General features: G+C 63.9%; 16 protein-coding genes. 7 read left to right on the forward strand and 9 right to left on the reverse strand.

Going from position 1 to position 16,995, the window contains the following annotated elements; genetic code table 11:
- Window positions 1-280 precede the first annotated feature (280 nt).
- Complete coding sequence (locus FYC77_RS15590) at window positions 281-604, reverse strand: chorismate mutase (protein WP_149082426.1); 324 nt, start codon at window positions 602-604, stop codon at window positions 281-283.
- Entirely contained in the window at window positions 601-1,473 is an 873-nt protein-coding gene (locus FYC77_RS15595; protein ID WP_149082427.1) for a shikimate kinase, read from the reverse strand. Before FYC77_RS15595 ends, FYC77_RS15590 begins: the two co-directional genes overlap by 4 nt.
- Before the next feature lie 144 nt (window positions 1,474-1,617).
- Here FYC77_RS15595 and FYC77_RS15600 point away from each other — a divergent pair, with 144 nt between their 5' ends.
- The 3 genes from FYC77_RS15600 (at window position 1,618) to FYC77_RS15610 (ending at window position 3,556) form a co-directional block, all read left to right on the forward strand.
- On the forward strand, window positions 1,618-2,055 hold the full coding sequence (locus FYC77_RS15600; protein ID WP_149082428.1) for a DUF5796 family protein: 438 nt from the start codon (window positions 1,618-1,620) through the stop codon (window positions 2,053-2,055).
- A 3-nt stretch (window positions 2,056-2,058) separates the two neighbouring features.
- The gene (locus tag FYC77_RS15605) at window positions 2,059-2,304 is read left to right on the forward strand and encodes a DUF7508 domain-containing protein (RefSeq protein ID WP_149082429.1); all 246 of its coding nucleotides are present in this window, start codon (window positions 2,059-2,061) and stop codon (window positions 2,302-2,304) included.
- Window positions 2,305-2,491: 187 nt separating this feature from the next.
- Window positions 2,492-3,556, forward strand: coding sequence for a polyprenyl synthetase family protein (locus FYC77_RS15610; RefSeq protein ID WP_149082430.1), 1,065 nt, complete (start codon window positions 2,492-2,494; stop codon window positions 3,554-3,556).
- Between the two features lie 149 nt (window positions 3,557-3,705).
- Here FYC77_RS15610 and FYC77_RS15615 read toward each other — a convergent pair whose 3' ends face one another.
- On the reverse strand, window positions 3,706-4,314 hold the full coding sequence (locus tag FYC77_RS15615; protein ID WP_149082431.1) for a TetR/AcrR family transcriptional regulator: 609 nt from the start codon (window positions 4,312-4,314) through the stop codon (window positions 3,706-3,708).
- A 107-nt stretch (window positions 4,315-4,421) separates the two neighbouring features.
- Between FYC77_RS15615 and FYC77_RS15620 the strand changes: the two genes are divergently transcribed.
- Window positions 4,422-5,777, forward strand: a complete 1,356-nt coding sequence (locus FYC77_RS15620) for an amidohydrolase family protein (RefSeq protein WP_149082432.1) — start codon at window positions 4,422-4,424, stop codon at window positions 5,775-5,777.
- Window positions 5,778-5,779: 2 nt separating this feature from the next.
- Entirely contained in the window at window positions 5,780-6,673 is an 894-nt protein-coding gene (locus tag FYC77_RS15625; protein WP_149082433.1) for a fumarylacetoacetate hydrolase family protein, read from the forward strand.
- 58 nt (window positions 6,674-6,731) lie between these two features.
- Here the strand turns inward: FYC77_RS15625 and FYC77_RS15630 are convergent, their stop codons facing one another.
- Window positions 6,732-7,745 (reverse strand): TatD family hydrolase, encoded by a 1,014-nt coding sequence (locus FYC77_RS15630; protein ID WP_149082434.1) that lies wholly within the window; start codon window positions 7,743-7,745, stop codon window positions 6,732-6,734.
- Between the two features lie 154 nt (window positions 7,746-7,899).
- Between FYC77_RS15630 and FYC77_RS15635 the strand changes: the two genes are divergently transcribed.
- A complete protein-coding gene (locus FYC77_RS15635; RefSeq protein WP_149082435.1) occupies window positions 7,900-8,946 on the forward strand; it encodes a WD40/YVTN/BNR-like repeat-containing protein in 1,047 nt (348 codons plus the stop codon).
- Between the two features lie 3 nt (window positions 8,947-8,949).
- Window positions 8,950-9,390: a DoxX family protein gene (locus FYC77_RS15640; protein ID WP_149082436.1), complete on the forward strand. Its 441-nt coding sequence runs from the start codon at window positions 8,950-8,952 to the stop codon at window positions 9,388-9,390.
- An 85-nt stretch (window positions 9,391-9,475) separates the two neighbouring features.
- Here the strand turns inward: FYC77_RS15640 and FYC77_RS15645 are convergent, their stop codons facing one another.
- The 5 genes from FYC77_RS15645 to nuoL all read right to left on the reverse strand — a co-directional run bounded on the left by FYC77_RS15645 (window position 9,476) and on the right by nuoL (window position 16,995).
- Complete coding sequence (locus FYC77_RS15645; RefSeq protein ID WP_149082437.1) at window positions 9,476-10,282, reverse strand: CBS domain-containing protein; 807 nt, start codon at window positions 10,280-10,282, stop codon at window positions 9,476-9,478.
- A gap of 72 nt (window positions 10,283-10,354) precedes the next feature.
- Complete coding sequence (locus tag FYC77_RS15650; protein WP_149082438.1) at window positions 10,355-11,857, reverse strand: DHH family phosphoesterase; 1,503 nt, start codon at window positions 11,855-11,857, stop codon at window positions 10,355-10,357.
- 52 nt (window positions 11,858-11,909) lie between these two features.
- The gene (locus tag FYC77_RS15655; protein ID WP_149082439.1) at window positions 11,910-13,433 is read right to left on the reverse strand and encodes an NADH-quinone oxidoreductase subunit N; all 1,524 of its coding nucleotides are present in this window, start codon (window positions 13,431-13,433) and stop codon (window positions 11,910-11,912) included.
- Complete coding sequence (locus FYC77_RS15660; RefSeq protein ID WP_149082440.1) at window positions 13,433-14,962, reverse strand: complex I subunit 4 family protein; 1,530 nt, start codon at window positions 14,960-14,962, stop codon at window positions 13,433-13,435. The genes FYC77_RS15655 and FYC77_RS15660 overlap by 1 nt, the downstream gene beginning before the upstream one ends.
- Window positions 14,959-16,995 carry an NADH-quinone oxidoreductase subunit L gene (gene nuoL, locus FYC77_RS15665; RefSeq protein WP_149082441.1) on the reverse strand — a complete coding sequence of 679 codons (2,037 nt, stop codon included), beginning with the start codon at window positions 16,993-16,995 and terminating at the stop codon, window positions 14,959-14,961. Before nuoL ends, FYC77_RS15660 begins: the two co-directional genes overlap by 4 nt.

Consider the following 16,995-nt stretch of genomic DNA (forward strand, 5'->3'; position numbering starts at 1 on the left):
CGAACGAAGCTCCACCGCCTCTATCCGACTCTCGAAGAGGTCGAGAACTAGTCACTCGACGCTTGGGAAGGTACTAGATCCGTCACTGACCGATTCGCGCTGTGCATTCATCACGACTCTTCAAACAGATGCGCTGATTGTCAGGAATTCGAGTGGTCAATAAGCACGTGTAGTGTCCGCCAGTTCCAATGTACTCACTCTACTGAACCAACTGGACAGCAACCGGAAGATTTCTGTTCGTTGATCGGGCAGTACACGCACTCAGAGGCCCCGCTTAACGCTATCTACTATTCCTTTGTTCAACCTTGTTCAACTCGATCAGCAGTCGGAAAATCGCTTTCACGAGATTGGCGTCGACATCGAACTGATCAGCATTGTCGCCCGCGCGATCCATCACCTGCTGTTCTTGGGATTCGTCCGTTGTCGGCAGGCCCTGTTCCTCTTTGACCTGGGCGATCGCGTCCGCCACGTACGTTCGCTGTGCGATCAGTTCGACGATCTCGCGGTCGATCGTCTCGATCTCTTCGCGGAGTTCGTCCAGGCTCATCTCCTCCGGGGTTCGACCCCTCGTCTCCTCTCCCGTGGCTGTGGATTCTCGAGTCATATCGTTCGTGTTCCGTCGGTCCGCGTTTGCAATAGTCGCATCGTTCCATCGCGTTCGTTCCACCGCTCCGACACCGCCTCGAGCGTTTCGCGGTCGCCGACTGCGACGTAGCTTGGCCCCGTTCCGGACAGCGAGACGCCCGTCACGTCGGGCAAGGCGTCGATCATCGGCCCGGTCGAAAAGCCAAGCGCCCCGCAGAACGCGAAGCCGTTGACGGTCATCGCCTCGCCGTATCGTCCCTCGAGGGCGAGTTCGGCGACGAGGTCGGCCATCGGCGCGATTCGCTCGCAGGCGGAGACGTCGGCGTCGGCGCTGTAGGCCCGTTCGGGCGGTGTGAAGACGAGCGCGTGCCAGTCGAGTTCGTCGCGAGCGAGCAACTCGTCGGTCTCGTTGTCGGTGACTGTGACGCCGCCGAGCATGCTCGCGCTGGCGTCGTCGAACGCACCGGTCACGGTAACGCCGGCCTCGCGGGCCGCGCGGACACCGAGACGGCAGGCGTCGATTCGCTCGACGGCGTCGGCGACGGCGAGCGCGTCGAGAGTCGCGAGCACCGTCGCGTTTGCTGCGGCGCTCGAACTCTTCAGCCCGCCGGCCATCGGGACCTCGCTTTCGGTTCTGACGCTGGCACCGACGGTCGACGGATCGAGCCCGGCGGTCTCGGCGTACTCGTCGACTGTCACCTCGACGCAGCGCTCGATGAGTGTCGTATCCGCGTCGGGCTGTTCGTCGACGTCGCCGACGACCTCGCCGTCGTCGGTGAGTTCGACCGTGGCTGTCGTCTCGAGGTCGATCGCGAACGCGGATCCGGTTCCGGTGGCGAGTGCGTTGAGAACCGTTCCGGCTGCGGGTGCGACGGCGCGGCCGTCCATACGAAATCACTCACAGAGGGCGTATTTACGGCTGACGGTCTCGACAGATCGTGTCCCCTCCCGGATAGCGATCGGTTTCGCCGACGAGCGGACGAAGCCGCGAGAACACACCGCTTTTCCCCCGTCCGATCGAACATCGGGGCGATGAGCACACGGAACAACGTCGCACCCAGTACGATCGGCGTCGACTTCGTCGAGGGCGGCGTCGTCGTCCAGTATCTCGACGGGCGGGAAGTCTTCTACCATGGTCCGCCCGAACCCGTCACGGGGTGGATCAAAACGCCCCCCGGCAAGGATGTCCACGTCCTCGTCACCGATCCCGACGGCGTCGAGGGCGTCATGACCTACGTCAACGACCGCGACACCCACGACGGCATCCTCGAGACGACCGGGGTCGGGCGGGTGATGCTCGAGGGAGACGACGAGGAGGTCCTCTTTCCGGGCGTGACGGTGTCTACGGAGGCGTACTCGATCCGCGTCGAGGCGGACCTCTCGGCCGTCGATGGCCGGGTGTTCGTCTTCGCCGAGGACGAGATGAGCGAACACGCTTACGAACTGGTCGACGAGGACCACGACGCCTGACCAATGCCACTCCAAAAACCCTGGCGCGACCTCGATCGATCGACGGTCTCGAGCGCACCCGACCGCCCCGGCGTCTACGAACTGGGGGATTCGTCGGGGACCGTACTCGCCGTCGAGAGCGGCGTCCTCCGCGACGAACTCAAGACGGCCCTGGCTTACGGCGACGGCGACCAGGTTCGCTGGACGGAGACACACACCCTCGAGCGAGCCCGCGAGATCGCAAGCGAACACCGCGACCGCCTCGAGTGACGAATCGTCTTCGACGACGGCGGCCGTCGACTCGAGTACGGAAACCCCGAACGAACTGGCGTCGCTTGCGCGTCGTCGACTTCTCTTTTCATCGATCGTGCAACAACCTCTCGACCTGTAATTCGTCCAATCGGTCTGGTACACGAATAACTGAATCTTTTTTACCCCGGTCACTCTCGAGACGGGTATGCGGGAGACGCTTGCCGAGTGGCGGCCGGCCGTAGACGAGGCGATCGACGACCTCGTCCCACGGGAGATCGACGCCGAATACCTCGAGTCGTTTTTCGGCGAGCCGACCTACGAGTACGATCCCGAGGGGATCCAGCGGGCGCTGTCGGATCCCCTCTGGGATCTGCTCAATCGGGGCGGCAAACGCTGGCGTGCAGTGCTCTTTCTCGTTTTCGTTGACGGGTTCGGACACGATCCGTCCGAGTATTTGCCGTACGCGTGTATTCCGGAGATCCTCCACAACGGGACGATCATCGTCGACGACGTCGAAGACGAGGCATCGATGCGCCGGGGAGAACCGGCGTTACATCACATCTACGGAGAGGACGTCGCGTTGAACGCCGGCAACGCGATGTACTTCCTACCGCTCAAGATCCTGACCGAGAATCCGGCGGATCTCCCGGCCGACAGACGGCTCGCTGCCTACGAGATGCTGATGTACGAACTCAACCGCACCCACCTCGGCCAGGGGATGGACATCTGCTGGCACAACGAACGTGAAGTGCGGATCACGCCCGAACAGTACCTCGAGATGTGTGCGTGCAAGACCGGCTGTCTCGGCCGCATCGTCGCCCGGCTCGCGGCGATCATCACCGACCAGCCCCTGGAGGTCGAGGAAGCCGTTGCCAGCTATGCCGAGCTGACGTCCGTCGCGTTCCAGATCGGCGACGACATCTTAGACGTCGAGAACTCGCTCGGACGGGCCGGCGAGTTCGGCAAGGAGTTCGGCAACGATGTCCGCGAGGGAAAAAAGACGTTGCTCGTGATCGATGCTATCGAGGGGAGTCCACCCGAGCAGGCCGACCGACTGCAGGAGATCCTCGAGGCCGACACTAACACGGACGAGGAGGTACTCGAGGCGCTCTCGATCATCGAGGAGGCCGGAAGTATCGACGACGCTCGCGAACGCGCACTGGAACTCGCGGCACAGGCTCGCGCGGAGATCGACGGGCTCGACTTCGACGAGGAGACGTCGGAATCGCTTCGCGAGTTTACTCGGTTCGTCGTCGACCGCGACGTGTAGATACGGTCTGCGATGACTGATTACCGGTCGATCGCCCGCCGGTGTGCGATCGGCCGGGCCACGTCGCAGTCCGTATGATACGCACTGCTGTCTCGATTCCTTACTTGGATCGCCGTCTGGCACTCTCCGGAAGACGGACAGAAGGGGTGTCAGGAGTGCAATGAATCGAGGATGAACTCGTCGATAGCTCGGCGGGTTTCCTCGGGGGCGTCTTCGTGACCGAGTGAGATCCGCCGTCCGCGGGCAGCGTGGATGACGTCGGTGATCAACTGTCCCATTCGTTCGGCGTCGACCGATCGGAACTGGCCCTGCTCGATTCCGTCTTCGACGACCTCGACGATGCTTCCGCGGATACGTTCGTAGTGGTCGTCGAAAATCTCTCTGTGTTCGCCGTCGTTCTGGGCGTACGTGTACAGTTCGTGATACACTTTCATCCGATCCCAGTGGGTGAACTCCTCGAACTCCGGTCCGAACAGACACTGGTCGATCCGGGCGTCGAGTTCGGACCGTGGATCGGTCTCTTCGTCGACCTGAACGCTCCCTTCGTACTGTTCGATGACGTACTCGAGAAACGACGACATCAGATCGTACTTCCCGTCGAAGTGGTAGTGGATGACCTGTCGGGTGAGGTCCATCTCTTCGCCGATGTCGCGCATCCGGAGGTCGGTGTAGCCGTGCTTGCTCAACGCACGAAACGTCGCTTCCATGATCACCTCCTCGGTGTCTTTCGCGGAGACCGTCTCGCTGGAGTCGCTCATACGATCACTCGGGGCGAGAGGTACATAATACGACTGTTCCGATCGGCGAACCAGTCTTTTACCGAGCGGTAAACTTTTACCCTCTTGGTCAGATCCTTTAACTGAGCATGACACGAACAATCATACGGAACGGAACGGTCGTCTCCCTCGATCCGGACGTCGGACAACACGACGAGGCGGACATCCTCATCGAGGACGGCGAAATCGTCGAGATCGGCCACGGGCTCTCGACGTCTAACGCGGAGGTCATCGACGCGGAGAACCACATCGTCCTCCCTGGATTCGTCGACTCACACATCCACCTCGCACAGACCCAGGTACGGGGCATCGCCGGTGACTGGTCGCTCATGGGCGAATACTTCGAGCACATGCTCGGCAACATCACCGGGCTCTACCAGCCCGAAGACATGTATCTCGGCGGCCTCTTCGGGGCCTTCGAGAAGCTCTATACGGGGACGACGACGGCACTGGACTGGTCGTACCCCAACACGCTCGAGCACGGCGAACGGGCCGTCGACGCGTTGCAGGATGCTGGACTGCGCGCAGTCTATACCTACGGGCCGCCGGGTGACGACGCGGCGAAGTGGTGGTTCGACAGCGACGTCGGCCTCCCCGAAGCGAAGATCCGCGACCTCTACACCGAACAGATCCGCGACGACGACCTGCTCAGCCTCGCACTCGGGCTCCGAGGGCCGGATTTCTGTACCGACGAAACCGCCCGCAGCGATCTGGAACTAGCACGAGACGTGGGGGCGCTCGCAACCGTCCACATGGGGGCGACGGTGTGGCCGTCCTCGGTCTATGGCGAGGACTACCAGGGCTTTGGCTGTCTCCACGACATGCTCGGCCCGGACGTCAACGTCGCCCACGGGAACCACTTCGCCCAGGAGGACATCGACCACGCCGTCGAGCAGGGCGTCTCCTTCTCGGCGACGCCGGAGGTCGAGATGCAGATGGGCCACGGCATTCCCGTGACGGGGAAGGTCCTGGAAGCCGGCGGTCGACCGGCCTGGGGCGTCGACGTCTGTTCGAACATCAGCGGGGACATGGGTACCCAGATGCGGGTCGGGCTGCAGGTCCAGCGGATGTTCGAGAATCAGGCGATCCTCGAGAGCGACGAGGAAGTCACCGGCGTCCAGACGACGGCCAGGGACACCCTCGAGATGGCGACCATCGAAGGCGCGAAGGCGCTCGGTCTGGAAGACGAGATCGGGACGCTCACGCCCGGCAAGCGCGCGGACATCGTCATGGTGCGTGCCGACGACTTCATGACGGCACCGTGTCACTCACCGATTCAGACCGTCGTCTTCCAGTCCGATCCGTCCCACATCGACACCGTGCTCGTAGATGGCGAACCGGTCAAACGCGACGGCGAACTCCAGAACCCTCTCGTCCACGAGGAGTTCGATCGGTTCGTCGAGTCCGGTTGCCGACTGATCGACGAAGCCGGTATCGACCGCTAACCATGCGACTCGGACAGTATCAGACCCAAACGGGGACGACGGACGAACCGTGGTGTGGCGTCGCGGCCGACGACGAAACGGTCGTCAACCTCTCGGAAGCGGGAGCAGCGATCGACGTTGCCCTTCCCGAGCGCAGTGTCGCCCTCCTCGAGACGTGGGAGTGGGAACGAAAGGCCGAACTCGCCCTCGAGTACGCCGCAGCGACTGGGGTCGGCGTCTACGACCGCGACGAAGTGACGGCGCTCGCGCCGATCACGGAGCCGGAGAAGATCGTCTGCGTCGGCCTCAACTATCGGGACCACGCGGAGGAAGGAGACAATCCGATTCCCGACGAACCCGTCCTCTTCTCGAAGTTCCCGACAGCGGTGACCGGCCCCGGCGAGACGATCTCGTGGGACCCAGACTACACTGAGAAGGTCGACTACGAGGCGGAACTGGTCGTCGTGATCGGCGAGGAGGCACGGCGAGTCAGCGAGGACGAGGCGATGGACCACGTCGCCGGTTTCCTCGTCGGCAACGACGTCTCGGCGCGTGACCTCCAGCACGGCGACGGCCAGTGGGTTCGGGGCAAGAGCCTCGACACCTTCGCACCGATCGGCCCGGAACTCGTCACGCCCGAGGAGGTCTCCGACCCGCACGACCTCGAGATCTGGACGGAAGTAAACGGCGAGCGCCTCCAGGAGTCGACGACGTCGAACCTGATCTTCGGGATCGACGAACTCGTCTCGTTCTGTAGTCAGGCGTTTACGCTGCGCCCCGGCGATCTGCTCTTCACCGGGACGCCACCCGGCGTCGGTGTCTACCGCGAGCCGCCGACGCTGCTCGAGGACGGCGACAGCGTGACGGTCGGTATCGAGGAACTCGGGACGTTGACGAACGACTGCGCGTTCGAGTAGCAGCGAACTGGCGAGCGGACAGAACGGTCCGTCGTCTGCCTGTTCGTGGTTCGTCTGGTTACGCCGAACCGCCGTCGGCAAGTCCGAAGACCTCGCGCGGGTTCTCGTAGACGACCTGTCGAATCGCGTCGACATCGATTCCGTACCGGTACAGCTCGAAGATCGCCCGTTTCAGCGCGTATGGGTCCGTTCTGAGGACGTTGGCGCAGTCGGTATCGACCATGATCCGCTCCGGGCCGTAGGCGTCGATCGCGTCCGCGACGTCGGCGGCGTCGACGCCGATCAGCCACGAGTGGCCGATCGTATAGCTCAGGTAGCAGTCGGTTTCTACCATCAGGTACTCGGTGTTGTTGCCGTCGGCGTGGGAGGCGACGACCCGCTCCTCGTCGAGTCCCGCCGAATGCGCCGCCTCGAGGTCCAGTTTCACCGCCTCGAGGGCGGGATTCTCGCCCTCCAGCACCGGCTCCTGACCGAGGGTGGTGTTCTTCTCGTAGCCCGGCGTCCCGAGTTCAGGCCGGTAGGAGCGACTCGAGTCGCTCGACTGGTTCGGCGTGTGCAGGATGGCCGGGAGGTCGTGGCGTGCCGCGAGTTCCAGCTGGGCCTCGACGACGGCCTGCTGGTGGTCGACGCCCCAGCGTTCGACGTGCTGGGCGGGCGTGACGCCGGTTTCGCCGACCGCGACGACTTCCTCGAGTTGGCAGTAGTCGTCCATCGCCTCGAGCAGTTCGTCGGGGTTCTCGATTCGGACGCCGGTGTGGGCGCCAAGGCCGAGTTTGGCCTCGAAGAAGTGGTTGCGCTCGATCGCTGCGCGGCGGTTGATCGCGTCGCCCCAGAGATAGCGGATGTCCGCGGCACGGACGGGTTTGTACGGCGTCCAGTGGTAACCCGAGGCGACCATCACCATCGATCGACAGCCCGAGAGGGCGTAGCGCTCGCGGTCGTCCCACGAGAGGGTGTGGGCGTGGTTGTGGCAGTCGATCCACGGCAGGTTCAGGAGTTCTCTCGGGAGGTCGGGTTCGTCCTCGAGATGCGCTGCGTCCGTCGGGCGTCGGGTCGGCTGTGTCGAAGTCATGGCTTGTGTGGGTGCGTCGGCGTCATCGCTGATGTGAAGACCGGGATATCGCCGCTCGCGGACGGTCCGCCGCGATCGTCCCGTTCGACTCGGTCTAACGTAGCGTTTTACAGCTTGGTAAAACTTTATTATGTGAGCAGGGCTCACACGTAGTATGTCACTGTTGATCGGTACAGACGACGGACTGTATCGGGTCGGGGAGGTGCCGTTCGACCGCGACGAGGCCGAACAGGTACTCGACTGCGGCGTGGTAACTGCCGTCGAGTCGTGGGACCACACCGAGGGCGCGTTCGTCGCCTCTTCGACCGGCGCGTACCGCTCTAGAGACGGAGGTCAGTCGTGGGAGGATCTGGGGGTACCGCTCGGCGATCGCTTCTGGCACGCCGGCGAGAGCGAGGTCTGGTCGATTCTGGCAACCGCCGAGGGCGCGCTCTACGCCGGCACGAACGACCCCTATCTGTTCCGCTCGACCGACGACGGGGAGACGTGGGCCGAACTGAAGGGGTTTCGCGAACTGCCCTCGAGAGGCCACTGGGAGTCACCGATCGACCCCCACTACGCGCGCTTGCGGGCGCTCGAGACCGTGCCGGGGCGACCGGACCAGTTGATCGCCGGCGTCGAGGCCGGTGGGATCCACCTGAGCAGGGACGGCGGGCAGACGTGGATCGACCGGCGCGACACGATCGTCGACGACGTCCATCAGGTGCTCCCCATTTCGGAAGATGTCTGGCTGGCGTCGACCGGCTACCTGGATCTGGATCTCGAGAATCTCGGTCTCGGCCACGCAGTCGGCGAGGGCGGGCTGTACCGGACGACCGACGCCGGCGAGTCGTGGACCCGGCTCGATCGGGGCAACGACTTTTCCTACATCCGGTGTGCGTTCGTTCACGACGGGACGCTCTTTTTCTGTGGCGGCGAGGAGGCGCCGCCGGCGTGGGTCAACGACGACCACGACGTGGCGCTGTTCGAATCGACGAACTTCGGTCGCGACTTCGAACGGGTCCCGTTCCCGGGCGAGCCACACGAGATCGTCGAGGCGTGGGTCGTCCACGACGGCGACGTCGTCTGTGGCTCGGGGCTGTTCGACGTCCCCGACCAGCGCGACGACGTCGAGGGACGAATCATGCGCCGCACCGACGACGGCGAGTACGAAACTGTCGGCCATCTCCCCGCAAACGTCAGCCGCCTCGAGGTGGTCTGATCGATGACGAAGACACGATCGCGATCATCGTCGGCATCGGCGTCCTCGAGCGAGAGTGGGGCCGGAAGCGAACGTCAGCCCCCGTCACGTCTCGGCCGCACGCTGTACAGCGGGATCCTCATGTACATGGCCATCGATGGCTTCCAGAACAACGACAAACGAGTCGCGGTCGCCGAAGAGAAGGGCGTCCCGATGGCGGACGTGCTCGTCCCCTTTGTCACCGGGATGCTCTTCGTCGCCAACCTCGGCGTCCTGTGCTGGAAGTTCCCGCGAGCGTCCGCCGGCGCGCTCATCGTCTTCTTCCTCGGGACGACGCCTGGAATCCACGATTTCTGGACGATGGAAGGCGAGAAGCGACAGGCCAACAAGATCAACTTCTGTAAGAACGTCGCGTTGCTCGGCGGCGCACTCGTCTTCCTCGAGGAGGCGAACCGCCACGAGTAGGCTCGACCTCCGTGGCGACGTCACGGATCGGCCCCCGAGATCCCGTACGCACACGAACGGTTGCTGGCGACAGTCGATTTCGGGCTCAGCCGTCCGACTGGAGGCGTTTCGTCGTCTGCACCAGCGGGTGTCGGGCGTAGTCGACGATATCGATATCCTGTATACCCTCGAGTCCCTCCTTCTCTGCCGTTTCGGCCATGCCGAGTTCGATCTCGTAATCGATGACGATCACGTAGGCGTCCATCTCGTCGATGCCCAGTTGGTCCGCTGCGAGCACGCGGTGGTGGCCGTCCGCGAGCAACAGCGTGCCGTCGTTGTCGATCACCACCAGCGGTTCGGCCAGTCCACGCTCGAGTTCGTAGCGCCGCCCCTCGAGTTCGTCGGCGTACACCCGGCCCTGCGTCGGTGTGAGCTCGGCAAGCGCGACCGTTCGCCGATCTTCTTCGAGGTCGACACCGTGGATCTGCTCGAGTGTTCGAGTGAGTTTACCGACTTTTTCTGGGGTTGCGCGTTCGATCTGGCTCCGGATCACATCGGCGTTCGAGATGATCCCGACGAGGTTCCCGGCGTCGTCGACGACGGGTAGCTTCTGGATGCCCGACCGGAGGATGACGCGAGCCGCGTCGGTGACCTTCATTTCGGGATGGGCGACCAGGAGGTCGGTCGTCATCACTTTGAAGATCGGTTCGTCGTCGTCTGCCAGCAACAGGTCGCGGGCGCTGACGAACCCCTCGACGCGACGGCGCTCACAGACGGGGAAGCCGCTGTGTTTCTCGCTCTCTGCGATCTGCGTTGCGACCGTCCCGACGGTGGTGTCGGGCGAAACCGTCACCACGTCCTGGGTCATGTACTCTTCGACCTGGGGTTTTCTCCTTTCCGACACGACGTCCATACGTGGATCGTAAGCGGTCCGTGCGCAAAAGCGCTGTCACCGAGTTGCGGGGACGATCGGTGTCGACGTCGACTACGCTGACTCGCCGTCTTCGGGATCGCCGGTTCGAGTGAACAGCCACTCGCTCGTCTGCGTGTAGGCACCGACGGGGACGCCGGGACGCGTCTCGATCGCCTCGAAAAACCGGTTCGTGATGACCTCCTCGACGACGCTGACGATCGACTCGACCTCGTCGGCGTCGTCGACGTCGCCGAGAATGCCGATCTCGAGTTGGGCACCCGCCATGTCGGCGTGTCCGCCCGCGCTGCCGATCCTGTCGAAGGCATCCCGGAGCGTCTCGCCGAGGTCGATCTCGCTGGCTCTCGAGCGCGCGGAGAGAAACGCCATCTCGTCTCTGAACCCGAACACGAGCGTCGTGTCGACGCCGTTCATCGCGAGTAACTGATCCGCCGCCTGCGGTAAGGCGTCCCGGTTCGTGATCCGGCCGGCGCTCGCCACGACGATCGATCCGTCCTGTGTTCGGTTCTTGATCGCTCGAGCGATCGTCTCGAGCGTGTCGCCCTCGATCGTTGGCTGTTCGACCCGCTCAAGGACGGAGGTGTCGACGTGGGGCCAGAGGATCGATGCCGCACGAAAGTCCGCCGGAGAGACTTCGCGTGTGAAGTCGTTCGTATCGACGCGGATCCCATAGAGTAACGCGGTCGCCGTCGTCGGGTCGAATCCGACGCCGAACTGATCGATGTACTCCGTCAGCACGGTACTCGTCGCGCCGGCGTGTTCGCGCAGGTCGACGAACGCGGCTGAAACCGGGGCGCGCGGTGGGTGGTGGTCGATGACGATCTCGATCGGCAGCGTCTCCGGCAACTGGTCGTTTACCCCTGGTCGGGAGTGATCGACCAGCGCGAACGCGTCGTACCGTTCGAGGGAGTCACCGGCGACGAGGTTTCGAAGGTCGAGCGAGAGCAAGTTGATCATCGCCCGGTTCTCCTGGTGGGAGATCTCCCCGAAGTAACAGGCTTCAGCCTCGATACCGACGGATTCGGCGAGATCGACGAGTGCAACGGCGCTCGCGATCGCGTCCGGATCTGGATTGTCGTGCATGACGACGCCCAGACGGCCGTCGATCGACTCGAGGTGGGAACGTAACTCGATCGCGGCCTCGGTCGTCGGTCGGGCGACCTCGTCTAAGACGCCGTCGACGAGGGCGTCGTTCGGATCGACGACGTGGTCTGCGAGGTCGTCGAAGCTCCGTCGGTCGGCCGTGGTCGGGTTCCCGCCGATGTGTGCGACGATCGAGGCCGCAGGGAATCGATCACTGGCTGCCTCGAGCGTCGCGCGGTTGACGTCGGTTCGATCGCCGCCGACGAAGATCACGTCCGGCTGCTCGATGTTCTCGAGAACTGTCGGATCGGTTGGATCGGCGTGTCGTGCTGGAACGCTCTCGTCTCGAAGCGCACCGACGACGCTCTCGTCGTCCGTCACGACCAGCAACCGTCCAGCGCTGTCGCGCTCGGCGAGCTGTTCGACGACGTGGCGGCCAACGGTCCCACAGCCGAGCACGAGCCGGAAAACCATCTGTCGCGGGTTGGAACGCCGCCGGGTAAAAAGTACCGGGTCTGCGCGCAGATCAAGCGATCATGGCCGCCGCCGCGTCGAGGGCGGTCTCGACGACCGGTCCGAAGCCGGGGAGCAAGACGACCGTCATCACGGCGGCGAAGACGATCGCCGCGTACAGCCCCGTCGGCTGTCCGAGCGAGTCGCGGGCGGCGGGTGGCTCCTCGAACCAGACCGCCTTCACCAGGCGCGAGTAGTAGTACAGCGAGAGCGCGCTGTTGACGATCAGCGCGGCCGCGACCACCAGCAAGCCGGCCTCGATCGCGCCGGTAAATAGGAAGTACTTGCTCCAGAAGCCACCGAGTGGCGGGATGCCCGCCAGACTGAACATGAAGATGACGAGCGCGAAACAAGCGACCGGTGCTCGCTGACCCAGGCCGTTGTAATCCTCGAAGGTCCGTCCGACGCCCCAGTGTTCTGCGAGCGCGACGAAGAGGAACGCGCCGGTGTTCATGAAGCCATAGACCAGCAGGTGCATCATCGCCGCACCCATCACGAGCTCGCTTCCCGCGCCGAGTCCGGCGAGGCCGATCAGCGCGTAGCCGGCGTGGCCGATCGAGGAGTACGCGAGCATCCGCTTGACGTTTTGCTGGGTCGCCGCGGCGAAGTTACCGACCGTCATCGTGACGATCGCCAGGATGACGAACGCGAGCGTCCAGTCGACGCCGATCAACGCCGAGGTCGCATCGAGTGGGAACGCCGTCGTGAACACGCGAAACGCGATGACGAAGCCGGCGGCCTTCGAGGCCGAGGAGAGAAACGCCGCGATCGGCGCGGGCGCGCCCTCGTAGGCCTCGGGCGCCCAGAAGTGAAACGGGACGCTGGCGGTCTTGAACGCGAAGCCGCCGATCAGCATGAGGATCCCGAGTCCGAGCAGCCCGCCGTAGGCGAACTCGCCGTCGGCGGCACCCGTCTCGAGTTGGGTCGCGATCGCGTCGAGTTGCAGGTAGCCGGTCGCACCGTAGACCAGCGAGATGCCGTAGACGAAGATGGCCGACGACAGCGCGCCGATCAGGAAGTACTTCAGCCCTGCCTCGATGCTTCCGCGATTGTCCTTCAAGATTGCGACGAGCGCGTACGACGGCAGGCTCGCTAACTCGAGGGCGATGAGAATGGTGACGAGGCTGTTGGCCGCGGCCATCGTCGCCATTCCGGTCGCCGCAAGCATAACCAGCGAGTAGTACTCGGCCTGGTAGGTGTGGCCCTCCATGTAGTCGTAGCTCGCGACCGAGACGAGCGCCGTCACGACGGCGACGATGATCATGAAGTAAAGCGCCATCTGATCGACGACGAGCTGGCCGTCGAACAGCTCGATGGCGCCGAAGCCCTCGAGACCGGACGCACCGACGCCGGCGACGGTGAACCAGACGGCGACGCCGAGGGCGACCAACGAGCCGATGGCTGCGGTGCCGGCGAGTACCGTCCGGTTGGTCGATCGCGGGTTGATGCTGTCGAAGACGAACAGCGCCAGGGCCGTCCCGGCGAGGATCAACACCGGTGCGAGCGCGGCCCACTCGGGGAGTTCGACGACCGCCATTACAGCTCACCTCCGTCGAGGATCGGATCGACTGCGTCGGTTATCATCTCGAATATCAGTTCGGGGGCCACGCCCAGGGCGATGATCAGCCCGAGCAACACGAACATCGGCGCGACGTCGTGAAGCGGCGCTCGACCCACCTCGTAGTCAGTTTCTAAGTTGTACGGTCCGAAGACGGCTCGTTGCATCGCAAACAGCAGGTAGCCGGCGACGACGACGATGCCGAACATCGCCAGTGCCGTGAATATCGGCGCGTACTCGAGGAACGTCGATTCGAACGCGCCGAAGAAGATGTAGAACTCCGCGGCGAAGCCGCTCATCAGCGGCAGCCCCATGTAGCCGAACGCGCCGGCGATCAGGATGCCGACGGCGACGGGCATTCGGTCGGCCATCCCGGACATGTCGGTGACCATCCGGGTGTGGGTGGCGTTGTAGATGACGCCGACGGCCATGAACATCAGCCCGGATATGAGTCCGTGGCTAACCATCTGGAAGGTTGCGCCGCCGATCCCGAACTGGGTGAACGCGATCAGTCCGAGGATGACGTACCCCATCGAGGAGACCGACGAGTAGGCGACGATCCGCTTTAGGTCCGTCTGTGCGAGTGCGAGCATCGCGCCGTAGATGACGCTGATCACGGCGATGGCCGCGATCGGAAGCACGAACGGTTCGATAATCTCCGTCGGGAACATCGTGAAGTTGAACCGGAGTAAGGCGTACGTCCCCATCTTCAGGAGGACGCCGGCCAGCAACACCGAGGCCGGCGTCGGCGCCTCGACGTGAGCGTCGGGAAGCCACGTGTGGAACGGCACTATCGGTACCTTGACCGCGAATCCGACGAACATCGCGACGAAGACGGCCGAGGCGAGCGTCGTCGGGCCGAGACCGTAGAAACTCCCGAGTTCGCCCGCCGCCATGGCGGCCGTGATCTCGGGTAAGGCGAAACTCGTCACGGAGTCACCGAGACCGAAGACGAGCGCGATGAACGCACCGAACATCAGAAGCGACGCCACGTTCGTGTAGACGAAGAACTTGATCGCGGCGTACTTCCGGCGCGGGCCGCCCCAGATCCCGATCAGCAGGTACATCGGGATCAACACGGCCTCCCAGAAGACGAACCAGAGGAAGAAATCCAGCGCCGCGAAGACGCCGATCAGGTTCGCCTCGATGAACAACACGAGCCCGTAGAACTGTGACTCGCGGTCGTCGATCGGCGTCCACGAGCTAACGATCGCCAGCGTGACGAGGATCGTCGTCAACACGACCAACGGCAGGCTGCTCCCGTCGAGACCGACGAACCACGTGATGTCGTATGCGCCGAGCGTGATCCACGCCGCCTGTGATTCGAAGGCGAGATCACCGCCGAGCAAGGCGTTTCCGCTGCCGTCGAACGCCGAGAACATCCATATCGACAGCCCCGCGGGAATCAGACTGATCGCGAACGCCAGCTTGCCAGCGATGCGATTCGGCGCGAGGAACGTCGCGAACGCGCCGATCAGTGCGACCCCGATCAGTATCTCGATCATCATAGGAACCACCCTCCAGCGTAGCCGAGGACGAGTAAGAGGACGATGAAGCCGGTCACGAGGAGTGCCGCGTAGTTCGTCACGATACCCGTCTGGATTCGTTTCAGCCGATCACTGCCGAACAGACTCGCAGTCGAAACGCCGTCGACAGCGCCGTCGATCGCCGTCTGGTCGAACCGGTCGGCCGCTCGAGCCAGCGGAAGCGTCACGCCTTCGGCGAGCCAGACCTGGTACTCGTCCTGGTAGTAGTTGGCCTCGATGACGTCGCCCACGCGGCCGAGTCGGTCGCGGTAGACGACCGGCTCCGGGACGTTGTACAGTTTCCAGGCGACTCCGGCACCGGAGAACGCGAGCAACAGCGAGAGCCCGGCGGCAATCATGACTGTCAGCTGTTCCGTGCCGACGACGCCGGTCTCGTAGGCGAGTAACTCGCCGTAGGCGCCGTACGTCAGTCCCTCGATTGCGCCGTACTCGCCGTCGAGCCAGGACTCGAGGAACGTCAACTCGAGGCCGGTGAGTTTGTACACCGGCGCGAGGTTAGCCGCTCCTGCGACGACCGCGAGGACGCCGAGGACGATCAGCGGCGCCTTGATCGACCAGCCGACCGGGTGTGGGTCTTCGGCCGCTTCGGACCGTGGCTCGCCGTGGAACGTCAGGAAGACCATCCGGAACGTGTAGAAGCCGGTGAAGAAGACGGCCGCGAGCCCCATCGCGTAGGCGGCCATGATCACCGGCTCCTCCAGGCCCACGATGAACGCGTCGTAGAGGATCTCGTCTTTGGACCAAAAGCCCGAGAACGGGATGATTCCCGCGAGTGCGAGCGCGCCGGCGAGGAACGTGTAGTAGGTAACGGGCGCTTTGTCCTTCAAGCCGCCCATCTTCCACATGTCCTGTTCGTGGTGCATGAGGACGATGACGGAGCCGGCACCGAGGAACAGCAGGGCCTTGAAGAAGGCGTGGTTCATGAGGTGGAAGACTCCGGCGACGTAGCCGCCGACGCCGAGTCCGAGCATCATGTAGCCGTACTGGCTGATCGTCGAGTACGCCAGCACCTGCTTGATGTCGTCTTTGACGACGCCCATCGTCGCGGCAAAGAGCGCGGTGAAACCGCCGACGAACGCGATGATCGCGAGCGTCGTCGGGGAGAGCGCGTAGTAACCGAACATCCGGGCGACGAGGTAGACGCCCGCGGCGACCATCGTCGCCGCGTGGATGAGCGCGGAGACGGTCGTCGGGCCCTCCATCGCGTCGGGGAGCCAGGTGTGAAGCGGGAACTGTGCGGACTTGCCGAGCACGCCGCCCAGCACCAGCAGTCCCGTGATCGTCACCCACGTCTGTGCGTCGAAGCCGAACAGCGTCCCACCGTCGTCGATGGCCGTCTGTGCGGCCGCGACGAACGACTCGTCGCCGGCGAACTGGAGCGTACCGAACGTCGCCGCGATGGCGACGACCCCGATCAGGAAGAAGTAGTCCCCGAATCGGGTGACCAGGAACGCCTTCTTCGCCGCCGAGGGGGCAGATTTCGTGCGGAACCAGAAGCCGATCAGCAGGAACGAACACAGCCCCACGAGTTCGAAGAACATAAAGGCCATCAGCAGATTGTCCGCGTAGACGAACGCGAGCATGCTGAACGTAAAGAGGCCGAGACCGGCGTAATATCGGGGCAGCCCGGTCTCTCCCTCGGCGTTCATGTAGCCGAGGCTGAAGACGTGGACGAGGAACGCGACGAGCGAGACGATAACCAGCATCAACGCAGCGAGCGGATCGATCAGGATCCCGAACGTGAACGCGATCCCCTCGACACCGGTTGCACTCGTCGCGTCGCCAGCCGCCCACTCGTACAACGTTTCGTGATACACTTCGCCACTCGAGACGGCCACGAGCATCAACGCAGAGAGGAGCAACGAGCCCCCCGTCGCGAGGATACCCGGTATCGCCCCCTTCTTCGGCAGATGTTTGCCGAAGGCGAGCGCGATGACGAACGCCACGAGCGGGAACACCGCGATCGCCGGCGCGAAGTCGAATACACCTTCCAT

It is taken from the genome of Natrialba swarupiae (assembly GCF_008245225.1).
GTDB lineage: Archaea > Halobacteriota > Halobacteria > Halobacteriales > Natrialbaceae > Natrarchaeobius > Natrarchaeobius swarupiae.

Bases quoted from the DNA above. Each gene is read 5' to 3' on its own strand.
- FYC77_RS15590 (WP_149082426.1), bottom strand. From the start codon at position 604: ATGACTCGAGAATCCACAGCCACGGGAGAGGAGACGAGGGGTCGAACC.
- FYC77_RS15595 (WP_149082427.1), bottom strand. From the start codon at position 1,473: ATGGACGGCCGCGCCGTCGCACCCGCAGCCGGAACGGTTCTCAACGCA.
- FYC77_RS15600 (WP_149082428.1), top strand. From the start codon at position 1,618: ATGAGCACACGGAACAACGTCGCACCCAGTACGATCGGCGTCGACTTC.
- FYC77_RS15605 (WP_149082429.1), top strand. From the start codon at position 2,059: ATGCCACTCCAAAAACCCTGGCGCGACCTCGATCGATCGACGGTCTCG.
- FYC77_RS15610 (WP_149082430.1), top strand. From the start codon at position 2,492: ATGCGGGAGACGCTTGCCGAGTGGCGGCCGGCCGTAGACGAGGCGATC.
- FYC77_RS15615 (WP_149082431.1), bottom strand. From the start codon at position 4,314: ATGAGCGACTCCAGCGAGACGGTCTCCGCGAAAGACACCGAGGAGGTG.
- FYC77_RS15620 (WP_149082432.1), top strand. From the start codon at position 4,422: ATGACACGAACAATCATACGGAACGGAACGGTCGTCTCCCTCGATCCG.
- FYC77_RS15625 (WP_149082433.1), top strand. From the start codon at position 5,780: ATGCGACTCGGACAGTATCAGACCCAAACGGGGACGACGGACGAACCG.
- FYC77_RS15630 (WP_149082434.1), bottom strand. From the start codon at position 7,745: ATGACTTCGACACAGCCGACCCGACGCCCGACGGACGCAGCGCATCTC.
- FYC77_RS15635 (WP_149082435.1), top strand. From the start codon at position 7,900: ATGTCACTGTTGATCGGTACAGACGACGGACTGTATCGGGTCGGGGAG.
- FYC77_RS15640 (WP_149082436.1), top strand. From the start codon at position 8,950: ATGACGAAGACACGATCGCGATCATCGTCGGCATCGGCGTCCTCGAGC.
- FYC77_RS15645 (WP_149082437.1), bottom strand. From the start codon at position 10,282: ATGGACGTCGTGTCGGAAAGGAGAAAACCCCAGGTCGAAGAGTACATG.
- FYC77_RS15650 (WP_149082438.1), bottom strand. From the start codon at position 11,857: ATGGTTTTCCGGCTCGTGCTCGGCTGTGGGACCGTTGGCCGCCACGTC.
- FYC77_RS15655 (WP_149082439.1), bottom strand. From the start codon at position 13,433: ATGGCGGTCGTCGAACTCCCCGAGTGGGCCGCGCTCGCACCGGTGTTG.
- FYC77_RS15660 (WP_149082440.1), bottom strand. From the start codon at position 14,962: ATGATGATCGAGATACTGATCGGGGTCGCACTGATCGGCGCGTTCGCG.
- nuoL (WP_149082441.1), bottom strand. From the start codon at position 16,995: ATGGAAGGTGTATTCGACTTCGCGCCGGCGATCGCGGTGTTCCCGCTC.